Genomic DNA, 14,768 nt, shown 5'->3' with positions numbered 1-14,768 from the left:
GCGCGCACAATCTTTTTTGTAAACGCGCATCTATGCGCAAAATCAGTCGTGGATAACCTGTGCTTCTAACCATTCTTCAATCAAAACACTTCAAACCCTACCTACAACTCACCAAAGATCACGGTTTCTAACCGATTTCTGACCTTTTTAAATTTACATGCCAAACCACTGCTAAAGCACAATTTATAACCTTCTGGGGGTTCCAACGTCGCTTTTGTGTGCGCTTAAATCAATCCTCATTTTCTGCCAGTTCATGATCAAACTGCGCGCACACGTCATGCGAAACACTGTAAAATCCGTGAGCCCCCTTCTCCTTCTCATCCACACCTTCCCCACACAACGCTGCCCCACCCCGCTAGGCACCTCACTTCCCGGCCATCAATTGCCTTGCATCCCACCCCCTGATACACTATCTCGTTCCTTTGGCGATTAATTGGCGCGATTGTTGCAGCAGGATGCGGTAACCTCGCAATTGACAAGAATTTACATCCGGTGCAAAGCACCCACTTATGGCAGCCAAATATGTCGATTACTAACGCAAAAAAAGTAGCCCTGATTGATGAACACAAGCAGGGTGACAGTGATACAGGTTCACCTCAGGTACAGATCGCCGTTCTTACCGAACGCATCAACAACCTCACCCAGCACATGCGTGAACACAAGCACGACTTCTCAACACGCCGTGGCCTCCTCGGGATGGTCTCAAAGCGTAACAGACTTCTCCGATATGTTGAGAAGAAAGATTACGTCGCATACCGCGATCTCATCAAGACGCTCGGCCTGCGTAAATAAGCTAACTACTTAAGTCTGCATAAGTTAACGCTTACGCAGACTTTTTTCTTATCTAAGGGTTCATCACGTCGATTAACCCCTAGTACGGACAGATCATCGTATAGGTTGGATCTGTTCACGGAAGCAGACGGCAGAAGACTCGCCGTATACGCTCCCAACAAACTCATCCCCCCCGGAAGTTGGATTTCCTCCCCGTCAGCACTGCTGACACCCACGAAATCCATCCACTAACTCCATAGATTGCAAGATTTTACGAGTTACTGAAGGGTATGAGTTCTGGCAATCCGTGTGGTCGAAGTAGGTACCACACAACCCGTACCGGGCTGCCTTGGTTTGTCATCTCTCACTTCAGCCCGACGAGCTCACGCAAGTCATTCACTGAAAAGAGTTAACAAATATCGCAGATAACCAGTGCGGCTGACATTCCCGGAATTCGTGGGATACCATTACATGGATCTCGCCAACGCCATCATGCCCCGCATTGAGGCCGCCGCGATTTCCAGCCAAAACGCAACGATCTAGGCAACTTCAATTCTGAACACTTGCCACAAGATCACAAACAGCTTTTCCCAGCGTTTTAGCACGTCTCGAGTTTGTACGGTAAGCCCCCTGTCCTCTGCTTCTTAGATTGCCACAACCTTATTGAAGGCCAATGGTTACAATTTTATCCATGCAGCTGAATTTCGCCGACTCGCAAGGCCCCCACAGGGATTTTGATCTTGCGCAGTGATGTTTGAGTGATTTTTATCTGCAGTTGTCGCCTATGAATAAGCCAGCACAATCACCGGCTAAACAACCGGGCCGCTGGCAGCAGCCGCCAGACCACGCGAGGCTCGCGCCCCATCTCGGGCACGATTCATGAGAAAATCGCCTCAAGTACTGGCACCGCGATCAGCCATATGACTGAATCGTAACGCATTAGCCTGACAAGCTTTGAAGCCCATTTTTCGAGATACTAAGGAAAGACAAAATGGCATTACACCGCGTAGAAATGGAAATCGGCGGAAGAACGCTCAGCATCGAAACTGGCAAGATCGCCAAGCAAGCTGACGGCTCCGTCCTCGTCCAATACGGCGAAACCATCGTTCTCGGCACAGCTGTACACGCTGACCCCCGCGAAGGCATCGACTTCTTCCCACTGACCGTCGATTACCGCGAAAAACTATCCGCAGCTGGCAAATTCCCAGGCGGTTTCCGTAAGCGTGAAGGCGCTCCAAACCAAAAAGAAATCCTCACGATGCGTAACATCGACCGTCCAATTCGGCCGCTGTTCCCCAAGGGTTACCACGACGAAGTACAGATCCAGTGCTGGGTTCTCGCATACGACGGCCAAAACGAGCCTGACGTACTCGCGGGCATCGCTGCAAGTGCTGCACTGTCCATTAGTTCAGTTCCTTTCCAAGGCCCTGTCGGTAACGTCCGCGTCGGCCGCGTTGAGGACGAACTCGTCATCATGCCAACCGTTGCACAAGACGAGTACAGCGACCTAGACATGCTGCTCTGCGGTCACAAAGACGGCTTGAACATGATCGAAGTCGGTTCATATGAAATCCCAGAAGACGAAATGCTCACAGCCATTGAATTCGGCTACGGCTACGTCAAGCAGGTCGTGGAGATGATCGACGAATTAGTTGCCAAGTGCGGTAAAGAGAAGATCATTCCAGAACCTTCAATCAGTGAAGAAGTTAAAGAAATCGTCGCGAAGTTCGGCGACGGGCTTCGTGCTGCAAAAACAACGGAAGGCGACAAAGCTGACCGCTCCGCAGCCGTCAAAGAAGCGACTAAGAACTTCTTGGCTGAAAGCTTCCCAGAGCCTGCTGATGATGCTGGCGTTGGTGTCTACAACAAGTGGAAGAGCGACTTCAAGATGGCGAAGAACGCGATCCACGACCTTGAAGAAGACATCACACGCGTGATTATCCGCAGCGGCTCACGTACCGATGGCCGTACGTTTGATGAACTCCGTAATATTGACTGTGAAACGGGCCTTCTGCCACGCGTTCACGGTTCTGGCCTGTTCACTCGCGGCGAGACTCAGGCATTGGTGACCGCTGTTTTGGGTACAACCAAAGCAGAGCAGATCATCGATGGTCTCGGCGAAGAGTACAGCGAAAAATTCTACCTGCACTACAACTTCCCTCCATTCAGTGTTGGTGAAGCGAAGCGTATCATGGGCCCTGGCCGCCGCGAGATTGGTCACGGCATGCTGGCACAGAAGGCATTGATGCCTGTGATGCCTGAGCCGGAAGACTTCCCATACACGGTGCGTTTGGTCTCGGACATCATGGAATCCAACGGTTCTAGCTCCATGGCTTCGGCTTGTGGCGGCTGTTTGGCATTGCTCAATGCGGGCGTACCACTGAGTGCAGCGATTGGCGGTATCAGCATTGGTTTGATCCAAGCTGATGAAGAAGGCCAGGAAGATATTTACCTGACAGACATCCAAGGTGAAGAAGATCACTTTGGCGACATGGACTTTAAGGTGACGGGTACACGTGAAGGTATCACGGCGATCCAGCTTGACCTTAAGATTCGTGGCTTGAATATGGATCAGATCGCGAAGACGTTTGAGCTTGCGAAGAAGAATCGTATTCAGATTATCGAGAAGATCGAAGAAGCACAGCCTGAGGTTGGCGAGCTTTCCGAACACGCACCACGTCTGCTAACGACGAAGATTCATCCAGATAAGATCGGCAAGCTGATCGGCCCTGGCGGCAAGACGATTCGTGCATTGGAAGCTGATACCGGCGCGACGATTGAGATCGAAGAAGACGGCACTGTGATCGTCAGTTCGGTCGGCGGCGAGAAGGCTGAGAAGGCTTTGGAAGAAATCGAAAAACTGTGCGAAGAGGTCAAAGTTGGCGCTCTTTATAACGGTAAGGTTTCGAGCGTTCGCGACTTTGGTGCCTTTATTGAAGTGATTCCTGGCCAAGACGGTCTTTGCCACATCTCTGAGTTGTCAAACGGTTTCGTTGACAACGTTGAGGATGTTGTGAAGGTTGGCGATGAAGTCCGTGTTAAGGTGATTAACATTGACGAGCAGGGTCGCGTGAAGCTTAGCCGCAAGGCAGTGCTTGACGAAGAAGGCGTCCAAGAAGAAGTCGTGAGCAGCGGCAAGTCACGTGATGGCGGCGGTGATCGTCGTGGCGGCGGTGGTGGCCGTGGTGGTGATCGTCGCGGTGGCGGCGGTGGTCGTGGTGGCGATCGCGGTGGAAACCGTGGTGGTGGCCGCAGAGACTAATCATTGATTAGTTAGTGACTAACTGAAAGTTAGATGCCGCGACGTCGAAAGACGTCGTGGTTTTTTTATTGAGTCAAAAAAGAAGTTGGCGCGTCATCACGTATGAATACTAAGTGTAAGCTTACATGCATCCGTTCTAGAACATACATAAGAGTTAATAAAAGTAGGGGTATTTAAGAATAAGACTGAGACAACGTTATTAACAAAAAGAGTCATTGCATTTTTAATAGAACTCATTTAGGGCGGTTAAAAAGCAGCAAAAATCTGCATCACAAAATGTTTTTTAATGATCAAGTTGTGATGAAAAAGGGGGATAAAACGATAAAGTTAGCAAAAATGTGCATAAAAAGGATAGTAATATCGGTTAAGAGTGCCATGTAGATTGGCACTTTAAGCAAGAAACAAGAAATTCCTCTTTTTTCAAAATGTAAAAGGATGTATAGTGAGATTGTTGAAATGCATGTAGTGTTTAGCTTTTCGGCGAAGACGTTTGCAAATTTCGAAAGAGAGTGAACGTTTTAGTTTGTAGAAGTTGGACACAAAGAAGTCGCAAACGTGGGTTTGTGCAGGCCATTGCGATCGGCCGATGTTATGATCGCGGGGATATCCCTCAAAGGGGATGTGCTGGTTCATTTCAAAGTCCAGCATCTTGTTGAGGCACGGATTATTCACTTGGTGTGGTGCTGCTTGAGTACGGATTAAGTTGTTCCGAGGGTCGCAAGTTGCAGATTATTCCTCTCTATTTCACGAGTAGATCTTTGCATGCGAGTAGTGACGGCATTTCGACAATGAGTGCACATTAACTTAAACGTATAAGTACCGCGGCTGGCTGAAGATCTGTGACCTTCATGAGGAGACTTATGCTATGTCAACTCGTGGTCAGGTAAAGTGGTTTGACCCTAAAAAAGGCTATGGATTTATTCATGGCCCAGAGGGTCAAGACGTGTTCATTCACTACAGCCAAATTCAGGGTGACGGTTTCCGTTCGCTGAAGGATGGCGAGGCAGTGGACTATGAGCTGGTCGAGTCAGATAAAGGCTGGCAGGCTCGGACTGTTGAGCGAGCAAAAGAAAAGGTTGCTGCTCAGTAGTCATGTTGGATGAGGCTTGATCTTTAGGGTTGTGATTTGGTCGTGATAAACCGCGAAGCAAAGTGGTTTTGACTAAATGATGATCGGGGGATCAGGGGCATATTGCTTTAATGTGCTGAATATCAAAATCATGATTGATTGACGAGCTTTGCGAGATTGATTTGTTCGGGAGAGCGCGAACACTGGCGAGAGCGAAGCGAGATCAATGATGAGAGATTTTCGGTACAGTGTATTGACAAAACGACGCTGCATTGAAGCGTGATACGAGAATTTGCTTCTTCAGAGCTGTCATTGTCCATGAACGACATGCAGCGAGAGCATTTTTGAGTGCATGCTTGGCGATTGACTTTTGGTTTACCAAAAGACGAGAAGCATCAATGTGGTCATACGTTTTACTTAATACACCACCCATGCAATGTTGCAGAATGTGTGAGCATGCGACAGGTGAAAGATGTACCGCTATGAGAGCGGCTTATCGATCTCGCGAACAGGATATATTCCTGTATGTGGTAGTTTTTCAATCTGTCGCATGCTTACTTTTCATTTCTTTTTAAATTGTTAACAGTGGATTCATGAGAAGCCCCCTCTGGAGGGGTTTTGTTATGCGCTCATCGCGAAGACTCTAGGGCGTCTTGCGAAATGACTTGCCTCGTTAACCAGTGGGCTGTTTGGTAAAAAACGCTTATCACAGGAGCCTGCTTCCGATTGTTTCGCTGAACATGTGGCACGTCATGATGCAACTTGCTCTAGAGGCGATGGATATGGGCATGACGGTCTGAGTGATTGCGGTTATGCTTTTGGGATGATAATGCTATGGCTGACAATTGGATTCGTGCTTGGCGTGCTGCTAATGGGAGCGGTGGCGCGGCAATTATCGCTGCGTGCGAATAAACAAACGCGCGAGGTGATGAAGCAAGTGAGGCGTAGCGAGCGGCTGGCGGAAATGGGCCGTATGACAAGCGGGCTTGCGCATGAGATCAAAAACCCACTATCGACCATTGGTTTGAACTTGCAATTACTTCATGAAGATTTGGATGATCTGGTCGGCGAATTGCCAAGCGGGATGGAGACGGACGACAAGATTGCGCGGGTACAGCGAGTGTTTGGTGCATTAGGGAGAGAAACACAGCGATTGAAAGACATCTTGGAGGATTTTTTGCGTTTTGCGGGTCGGATGAAGCTAGAAGCGGCAGAGACAGATGTTCATGCACTGATTGAAGAACTCGTGGATTTTTTTGGGCCGCAAGCGGAGGAATGTGGGGTGCATTTGCGGACGCAGCTTTTGGCGAAGCCAAGTGAGATTAGTGTTGACGGAAAGCTGCTGAAGCAGGCGTTGTTAAATTTGATGATCAACGCGGTTCAGGCGATGACGGAAGCCAAGGAGAAGGGCGGAGATCATGGCGGAGCAAGCGAGTTGATGATCCGAACAGAGAATGAAGAAGTGTCGGGTAAAAAAGGGCTAGCGATACATGTGACGGATACCGGGCCGGGGATTGGTGATGAAGTGATGAAGCGAGTGTTTGAGCCATACTTTTCGACGAAACGAGGCGGGTCTGGCTTGGGGCTACCGACATCGAGGAGGATTGCGGAAGAGCATGGCGGCGAGCTATTAGTTCATGCGGAGGCAGGAAGAGGAACGGATTTTGCGATTCGGTTGCCGCGAGAAGATATAAATAGCTAAAACATTCAAAGTAAATCACCTATTCTATTGTTAGATCAGTACTGAAATTTGATAAACAAAGAAAACGCTGCCCATTGAGAGCAGCGTTTTTCTTATTTGGTATTCAAAATTTGCTTTTCGAGGGTATGTTTGCAGAAATCCTCTGGGCGCTGCGGCGATGCAAGAATATTGCGGTCGCGGCATGCGGCTAAGCTAATGTCTGATTAGAAATCTTCGTTGATCTCGAAGATAGATTGAGTACGCAGGATATTGCAGCAACCGCCGAGTAGGTGGTATGACTGGAAGTGGAATTCCTTGCGGTACTTTTGAGTATCGAGAACTGTGAGGCAGGGTATGCCGTTGTGTGCGGTCCACTCGCGGCAGAGGGCGCCGGTTTCGTGAGCGAAGTCCTGCATTTCACGGAGCGTAGCCATGAAGAGGTTCTCGGTCAGTGATTCGGTTTGGATGGTTGTCATGAAACCGATGCCGTTTTCTTCCGAATCTCGCTCGTAGTCTTTTTCGCCGATACATGGGACGGCGTGGACTAGGCCTTTTTCGGGCAGATGATCGCCGCGATCGATAACCGCTTCGGTCATGACCTGGTCATCGTACTGAAAACGTACGGTATGTCCGATGGATGTGATCCAAGCTTCGACTTCGTAGTCACCGTGACGTTCGATACGGCGAGCGGAGAGATCAAAGAGCTCGGGGTGCATGGGACGATTGTAGAGCATCAGGCGGTAAACCTGCGCGCTGGTAGTCTTCTGACTAGCACTCATAGTAAAACCCTCAGTAAATAAGTTAGGGATTCTGCAAACCAAATTTTGAATATTCAGGTCGGGTTCGACACTCGTATGGCTGTACTGCCAGGCGGAGTGTCTATGGGCGTATGTCATTGAAGGATGCTTGGATCGAAAAAGACTGCGATCCGTGACCGTCGAGGTGGGGTTGGCATGGCCAACAGACGGAAGCACGATTCAATGCCCAATAGTAGACAAGTCTGACAGTAAGCTAAAACCTGAATTTGTTGATACGCTTACTCATGTTACGAGTGCGATTATAGCGATGGGGTTTCCCTTGAGAACCCCCTTTTTCAGCTTTTTTTAGGGTTTTTTGTGTTAGCGTTCTGTTTTTGCGGCTGATTTTGGGTTTTCGGACTGGGTATGGCCGATAAAACAGGGAAGACAGAGGGGTGAGTTGGGATGCGACGGAGCCGATAGGGGCTTACGTCAAGAATGTCTTATGGCGTCATTTTTGGGGTGTTTTCTTGAAAAACAGCTCTGATATGCACGCAAAATGGGCACAAAAGAGCCCTGCAGGGGACATTTGGTGCAAAACTGGGGCAAAGGCCTCGGCAAGGTCGGGACAGGTGGGTGCTTAAACCGGTTTTAGGCGGCTTTCGGGTCGCTGATATTGTTTTTGAGGAAGGAAAAATCGCTTGGCCATGCTGAGCGAGAAGCACGGATGGCGAGTAACACGGCAGTCATGGAAGCGGTCCAGGGTGTGGAGGATGTGGTTGTTGACCGCGCGATGGCTGCTGCGCTGGGGACGGCGAGCGGCGATGAGTTGATGGTACTGTGCAATGAGATCTTGAAACGGCGGCGCGGGGAGGGGATTCTGGGGATGATTCTGTATTACCATCGGCTGCCGGATGTGATGAAGGGGCGGATTCTGGGGATGGTGAATCGACTGTTTACGCCGTTGCGCCAAGCGGCGAGCAGGCGAAATACGGAGGGGCCGGCGAATGTGTTGGATATCGTACGTGAGGCAAAGGCAACACGGTTGAGTTATTTGGTTGGCGAGCAGCTGCGACATGGCACGGATGTCCTGCGTGATGCGGCGGCGTACACATTTGTTGAACTGGCGAAGGATTGTGTTGGCGCAAGACATGGTATTGGTGGGACGATCGAGCCCGAGAGCGCGGCATATCTACAGAAGGTCGTCGATGAATCGGTCGTGTTGTATGACTCGCACATGCATCCGGGTGTGTTGGTGGCGATGTGCGGGCTGATCAGCAAAGGGATGAGTGAAGCATCGCATGTATTGAGTGTACGCGGCCATGCGGCGGTGGGCCCGATACAGAGTCTGCTACGCCAGGGGGATGATGTAGAAGTTCGGCGGGCGACATTTGCGATGATGGGAATCAGCACATTATCTAATGCTGCGTTAGATGGTATTAAACAAGCTATTGCGATAGGACGGTTTAAGGATTATCTGGATCATTGGGAAATGCTCGAGATGGGCCGAGTGCGTGACAAACTGGAATTATTGCGGAGCTGCGAGGGGTTATGGCCCGGCTGGGTCGCGATGGAGGGGATGAATGAGCATCAGCGACGGGGCATGGTTACATGGTTAGACTTGATTCCTATGCGATGGTTAGAGAAGGTTGAGCAATTAAAGCAGCTAACAAGGTGGGATGATACTGGGTTGCGTTTGATGGGATTGCGAATCTTGCTGCGAATCGCGCAAGAGGAATCAAAACACGGCCCTTGCGAGGCGGTTCATGATGCGATCGCTGAGTTTAGCATGGATCGTGATGAACAGGTGGCGAGGATTGCGTTATGGCATCTGATTGGATGTAAGTATTCGGGGCTTGCTAAAATTTTGGCAAGTGTGGTGAATTCTGAACATGAGAGTGTGCGTCATTTGGCTGGCAGACACCTTGGGCCGTTGGGATTCAAACGGCTCTGGGATCACTGGTCGAAGATGGATCACAAAAAACGCATGGCAGCGGGCAGAGCACTGATTAAGATTTCACCGCGATTCCATGTATATTTGGATGAGATGTTACGCAAATCTGATGTACAGACTAAGCTGCGCTCTATTTCAATGATAGATCTTCTGGGACAGGGTGATTTCTTTGAGCGCAAACTGATTCAACTCACTTATCACATGGATAATCAAGTACGGGCGAGTGCGGTCAAGGCTTTAGGAACAGTCGAAAGTCACGAGGCGGCCAAGATAATTGAAACATCACTGAGCCATACAGATGACCGCGTGAGAGCCAACGCAATTGAAGCAGTTGCAGCGATCCAGACACCTGAAGTGATTGCACGATTAATGGGGCTTACACATGATGATGCGAACCGATCGCGTGCGAATGCGATTGGTGTGTTGATGCAAAATCGGCCGGAAGATGCATTGGTTGAGTTGCGAAGGATGTTGATTGACAACCGAGCTTCACACCGCGTCAGCGCGCTATGGCTGGTTGAAGTATTGGGATTGGTGGAAGTCGCAAAGGATGTCGTCGAAATGTCTGTGAGTGATCCGGAGCAGATTGTTCAAGAGCGTGCGGATCGCGTCGTACGAGAGTTGATGCGCATGATGAATGATTCTGGTGAACTGGGATTGACGGAAGACGAGGCTGGAGCGAGCGAAGCTTTTGTGACGGAGGAAAGCGCGTCATGATGAGCGGCAAACTATTAATATTAGGACAAGCAAACGAAGCTGCACAAAAAGCGGTAGAACGCGTCTTATCGAGCGAAGTGGGGAAGAACATCCGCGATAACGGCATTGATACTAAGCTTGACATGCGGTTGCTCATGCTGGCTGGCGGCGCGGTTTTGATGTTGTTTGGTTTGCTTGGTGTGATTCGCTGGTGGCGATCCCGCGACAACCGGTCGCAGCCGATGGGGGTGTTTTATAAGGTTGGGCGTCAGATGGGATTGAAGACGAGGGAATTGTTATTGTTGAGAAAGATCGCGAAATATACTGGGCTGGCGACACCATTGGCCTTGATGATGTCATCGGGAACTCTACAAGTACATGCACATGTTTATATTGAGGCATGCGGTATCCAGAAGCCGGATAAATTTATAGCGGCGATTGAAGTGCTTGGGGCAAAGCTGTTTGATGGGTTTTCTTTTAGTGAAGACCTGAATGATGGCTTGAATGATAAAGAACATGAGGCAGCGATCGCGGAAGCATTAAAGCTTGCGGGATAATCAAATCGATTGCTAGGGTTGATATATTCGTCAGCTCTTACAAATGACCTAATCAACAATTAGGCGGCAGCTATTTTCTCATACCAACGGTTGCCCAATCACTATAAACACCATTATTGATGAGCAATCGTTCACGCTCGTCGGCTGTAATCAGGTGAGCGTTCATATCTAAAATGGCAATCAGTGTTTTAGCGTGCTCGATGCGCTCAATCACATTTGGACTAGGCATCATGCGTGCGGCAGCAAACTGCACAAGTGAGATACATATGAAGTAACTAACCAGAAAAATAATGGCTTTAGATTGTTTGCGCATCGCGATATCACCCAGTATCGATTACACACAGGCTCGATAAATCAGATGGTAAGTGTAGGTATCGCGATGAGGCTGTAAAGCTATCACTTGGTAAACCGTTTAAACAAAACACTATAAAAATAGGGATAAAATCTTCGGAAGATGTGAAAAGTACGATGTTTGCGTGACGGTAAACCGTATGATTTCGGTTCGACTAAACACTTCATTGTCGATTTTATGTGGATATTTTTTGATTCATGAATACAAGGCCGCGATGATCAATAAAAAAGCCCGCATAAGCGGGCTGTAACTTTTCATATTGTGGGTTTTAAGCTAGCAATTAAGCGTTTTGAGCAATATCACAGAGTGAAACAACACGGTCAGTAAAAGCTTGGTGAAGTTTTTCTGCAACAGGGTAAGAGCCGCTTCCGATCGGCTGGCCGTCGATGGATGTGATGGCAGTCACGTGCTTGGTCGTGCCTGAGACGAAAACTTCGTCAGCCTTTGCGAAATCGCTGGTGGTGAGTGCTTTTTCAACGACGGTGTAGTTGAGTTCTTTCGCGAGTTTGATGACAGTTGCGCGGGTGATGCCATGCAGAATGAGATTGTTAGCGGGGTGAGTAAAAATTTCGCCACCTTTGACAGCAAATGCGTTTGCAGCGGTTGCTTCGGTGACGGTGCCTGAACGATGCATGATCGCATCGTCTGCGCCGGCTTCGACGGCTTTGTTGCCGGCCATGATGTTGGGCATGAGCATGACGGTCTTGACGTCACACATATGCCACCGGATATCGTCGACGAAAGCACAGGTCATGGTTGGCATCGCTGCGGCGGGGTCGAATGTAGCGGCTGGATAGGCGACGAGGAAAAGTGTGGAGGTGAGGTTTTCGTAGCCGCGCTGCGTACGTGGGGCTGCTCCGCGAGTGATCTGAACATACACGATGGAATCAGGAAGGTTGTTTTTCTTAACGAGTTCTTCTGTGATTTCGGGGATACGATCAAAATCCGCAGGCTTTGCCATCTCGGTTTTGCCGAGCGAACGCTCAAGGCGATCAAGGTGCGGCGTCATTTCATAAGATTTGCCCGCGTAGATACGGACCACTTCATAAACACCTTCGGCAAAGAGGGTGCCACGTTCTTCAGCGGGGAAGTTCGCGTCAGATTTTGAGATGTATTGGCCGTTGAGATAGACAATTGAATCCTGGCTCATAGTGACATGCCTTTATTGTTGGTTATTGATGCCGGGCGAATGGCTTGGGCTCAGACCATGATTATATAACTTTTAAGGAGTCTGATTCAAATGGGGGTTCAAAGAGATCCTCGGCAGCGCAGCAGACAAAACCTGAACGAAATTCGTACGGATTCATGGATATTCAAGATCACAGGTTTACATGGAAGTGTATTGGGTCACCGTGAGCGGACGTGCACCAGCTGCTGGGCGGGTGATGAAGGCAGATGGCTCGATGCCGGTTTGCTCACGATAACGCGTACAAAGCGACTTCATGATCGGCATCGCGTACTCAGCGTAAGCGAGCGTGACGGTACAGCCACCGAAGCCACCACCAGTCATTCGCGAACCGATAACGCCCTGCTCTGCCATATCAGCGGCAAGCGTCACGAGCAGATCCAGTTCAGGGGTAGTGATTTCGAAGTCATTCTTCATGGATTCGTGCGATGCGAACATTAGAGGCCCCATCGCAAGAAAATTGCCATTATTCAGCACTGATGCGGCCTCAAGTGTACGCTGATTTTCCGTAATAATGTGTAATGCGCGGCGATAAGTTACAGGATCAAGCTTCTCGCGAGCATCCTTGAGCTGATCTAAGGTCGCATCGCGTAATGCTTTGACGCCGAGTGTGCGTGCGGCAGATTCACACTGCTCACGACGCTCCGCATATTCACCGCCCGACAATTCATGTGCTTTATTCGAGTTAGTGATGATGATGACGATGTTGGGGTCATCAAGCTTTACTGGTGTGGTCTCATGCGATCGACAGTCAATCAGCAAAGCTGAGCCTTCTTGGCCCATCGCCGAAATGAACTGGTCCATGATGCCGCAGGGTGTGCCAGCATAAATATGCTCAGCCTTCTGGCAGATGAGCGCTTTTTGGACTGGATCCAGATTTTTGTCTGCTAGCGTCTCAACCAGTGTTGCCATCGCTACTTCGAGTGAAGCTGATGAGCTAAGTCCGCCGCCACCCGGGACCGTAGAATCAAGCAAAACGTTGAAGCCTGATGGGGGCGTGATGCCTTTTTCAAGGCAATACGAGATCGGCCCACGCAAGTAATTCGACCATGTGGGTTCACCCGTAGGGATGTTTGATGAGAGTGAAAAGATCGCTTTTTCATCGAACGCTGTGGACTTAAGATGAACCTGATCATCATCTCTAAAGCTGGCAACCATAAGCGTTTGGCGCTCAATTGCCATGGGCAAAACGAAGCCATCATTGTAGTCCGTATGCTCACCAATCAGATTGACTCGACCGGGTGCGATCGCAGCATGCGTCGGCGCCTCTTTAAAAAAGGTAGAGAACTGATCGCAAAGCGAGGATAATTGAGCCTGAATCATTGCGTTAGCGGTCATGAGCGACATGATATCCAAGTTGTTATGATGTTGCGAATTGGCCTTTTCGCGGCTAAACTCGCATTTTAAATCCGTTAAATCGCATCCTCCGTGCCAACCAATGTATTGTAGGTGAACCGACAAATATGCTATGTGCGTAACCGGCTCGACCTGCTCCAAGCACATGCCAGATGACGATTCGGCAACACATAACCGCCAAGCCAACCATGCTTTATGCTCCAATTGGCTATATAAGGATTGAAACTTGCGATTTGAACTGATCGATCGGGTGATCGAATTAGAAGAGAATAACATCCGTGCCCTCAAAACGGTCACGAGCGCCGAAGAATATCTCGGCGATCACTTCCCTGGCTTCCCCGTGCTGCCCGGTGTGATGATGCTGGAGACACTCGTGCAGGCTGGTCGCAAGCTTACCGATGCCCTGCCCCAAAGCCCAACGATGCCGCTGGTTGTCAAAGAAGTGCGCAACCTTAAATATGGCAACATGGTCAAACCGGGGCAGACACTTGAGGTCGAAGTCACCCTCAAAAAAGCTGAACAAGATAAATATGATTTCACCGGCGTCGGCACAGTCGACGGGCAGGTGGCTGTGAAAGGCCGATTTACTTTGATCCCATTGGATCAGGCCGAATAAAAACGAAGCTCAAGACAACTGTCAAAAGCAAACAGTAATTTTGGAGACTGGATAATGACTCAGGAAGAAATTTTCGAAAAGGTACAGGAAGTACTCGAAGACGCACTCGGCGTAGACGACGATGAAGTCACGCCTGAAGCAACCCTCGTTGGCGATCTCGGCGCAGAATCAATCGACTTCCTCGATATCGTCTTCCGCCTCGAAAAGGCTTTCGATGTCAAGATCGAACAGTCTGAGCTTTTCCCAGATAGCGTCCTCAACGATCCTAACTTCGTTCAAGACGGCAAAGTCACCGATGCTGGCATGGCCGAACTCAAGAGCCGTATGCCTCACGCGAACCTCGACGAATTCGACAGCAGCCGCAAGGTTGAAGACTTCTCCAACGTCTTCACCGTCGATGCTGTCTGCAAGTTCATCGAAGGCAAGCTCGCTGCCTGATCAATCGGTGGATCTACGATAAAAACCCCAGCAGGACATGAAAGTGTCTTGCTGTTGGTTTATATACCGAACCTGAAATCAACCGCCACACAA

General features: G+C 49.5%; 12 protein-coding genes. 8 read left to right on the top strand and 4 right to left on the bottom strand.

Annotated elements, in window-relative coordinates; translation table 11 throughout:
* The first annotated feature begins 522 nt into the window (after positions 1-522).
* The 4 genes from rpsO (at position 523) to KS4_RS02605 (ending at position 6,804) form a co-directional block, all read left to right on the top strand.
* A complete protein-coding gene (gene rpsO / locus KS4_RS02620; protein WP_145074230.1) occupies positions 523-792 on the top strand; it encodes a 30S ribosomal protein S15 in 270 nt (89 codons plus the stop codon).
* A 970-nt stretch (positions 793-1,762) separates the two neighbouring features.
* Positions 1,763-4,033, top strand: a complete 2,271-nt coding sequence (gene pnp, locus KS4_RS02615) for a polyribonucleotide nucleotidyltransferase (protein ID WP_145074227.1) — start codon at positions 1,763-1,765, stop codon at positions 4,031-4,033.
* A gap of 865 nt (positions 4,034-4,898) precedes the next feature.
* Complete coding sequence (locus tag KS4_RS02610; protein ID WP_145074224.1) at positions 4,899-5,123, top strand: cold shock domain-containing protein; 225 nt, start codon at positions 4,899-4,901, stop codon at positions 5,121-5,123.
* 808 nt (positions 5,124-5,931) lie between these two features.
* Positions 5,932-6,804, top strand: coding sequence for a sensor histidine kinase (locus KS4_RS02605; protein ID WP_200761490.1), 873 nt, complete (start codon positions 5,932-5,934; stop codon positions 6,802-6,804).
* Positions 6,805-7,007: 203 nt separating this feature from the next.
* Here KS4_RS02605 and KS4_RS02600 read toward each other — a convergent pair whose 3' ends face one another.
* Positions 7,008-7,562 (bottom strand): DUF2617 family protein, encoded by a 555-nt coding sequence (locus tag KS4_RS02600; protein ID WP_200761489.1) that lies wholly within the window; start codon positions 7,560-7,562, stop codon positions 7,008-7,010.
* 640 nt (positions 7,563-8,202) lie between these two features.
* Here KS4_RS02600 and KS4_RS02595 point away from each other — a divergent pair.
* A complete protein-coding gene (locus KS4_RS02595; RefSeq protein WP_145074215.1) occupies positions 8,203-10,191 on the top strand; it encodes a HEAT repeat domain-containing protein in 1,989 nt (662 codons plus the stop codon).
* The gene (locus KS4_RS02590) at positions 10,188-10,727 is read left to right on the top strand and encodes a hypothetical protein (RefSeq protein ID WP_145074213.1); all 540 of its coding nucleotides are present in this window, start codon (positions 10,188-10,190) and stop codon (positions 10,725-10,727) included. Before KS4_RS02595 ends, KS4_RS02590 begins: the two co-directional genes overlap by 4 nt.
* Positions 10,728-10,797: 70 nt before the next feature.
* Here the strand turns inward: KS4_RS02590 and KS4_RS02585 are convergent, their stop codons facing one another.
* The 3 genes from KS4_RS02585 to galK all read right to left on the bottom strand — a co-directional run bounded on the left by KS4_RS02585 (position 10,798) and on the right by galK (position 13,603).
* Positions 10,798-11,040 carry a hypothetical protein gene (locus KS4_RS02585; RefSeq protein WP_145074210.1) on the bottom strand — a complete coding sequence of 81 codons (243 nt, stop codon included), beginning with the start codon at positions 11,038-11,040 and terminating at the stop codon, positions 10,798-10,800.
* Between the two features lie 319 nt (positions 11,041-11,359).
* Complete coding sequence (locus KS4_RS02580) at positions 11,360-12,229, bottom strand: aminotransferase class IV (protein ID WP_145074208.1); 870 nt, start codon at positions 12,227-12,229, stop codon at positions 11,360-11,362.
* 177 nt (positions 12,230-12,406) lie between these two features.
* Positions 12,407-13,603: a galactokinase gene (gene galK / locus KS4_RS02575; protein ID WP_200761488.1), complete on the bottom strand. Its 1,197-nt coding sequence runs from the start codon at positions 13,601-13,603 to the stop codon at positions 12,407-12,409.
* 244 nt (positions 13,604-13,847) lie between these two features.
* Here galK and KS4_RS02570 point away from each other — a divergent pair, with 244 nt between their 5' ends.
* Both KS4_RS02570 and KS4_RS02565 read left to right on the top strand, forming a co-directional pair.
* Positions 13,848-14,237 (top strand): 3-hydroxyacyl-ACP dehydratase FabZ family protein, encoded by a 390-nt coding sequence (locus tag KS4_RS02570; RefSeq protein WP_145074202.1) that lies wholly within the window; start codon positions 13,848-13,850, stop codon positions 14,235-14,237.
* Positions 14,238-14,291: 54 nt separating this feature from the next.
* Entirely contained in the window at positions 14,292-14,675 is a 384-nt protein-coding gene (locus KS4_RS02565) for an acyl carrier protein (RefSeq protein WP_145074199.1), read from the top strand.
* The last annotated feature ends 93 nt before the right edge of the window (positions 14,676-14,768 follow it).

The sequence above is a fragment of the Poriferisphaera corsica genome, from assembly GCF_007747445.1.
GTDB classification, from domain to species: domain Bacteria; phylum Planctomycetota; class Phycisphaerae; order Phycisphaerales; family Phycisphaeraceae; genus Poriferisphaera; species Poriferisphaera corsica.
The sequence above is the reverse complement of the archived record's forward strand: the minus strand, read 5'-3'. Positions and strand labels throughout refer to the sequence as shown.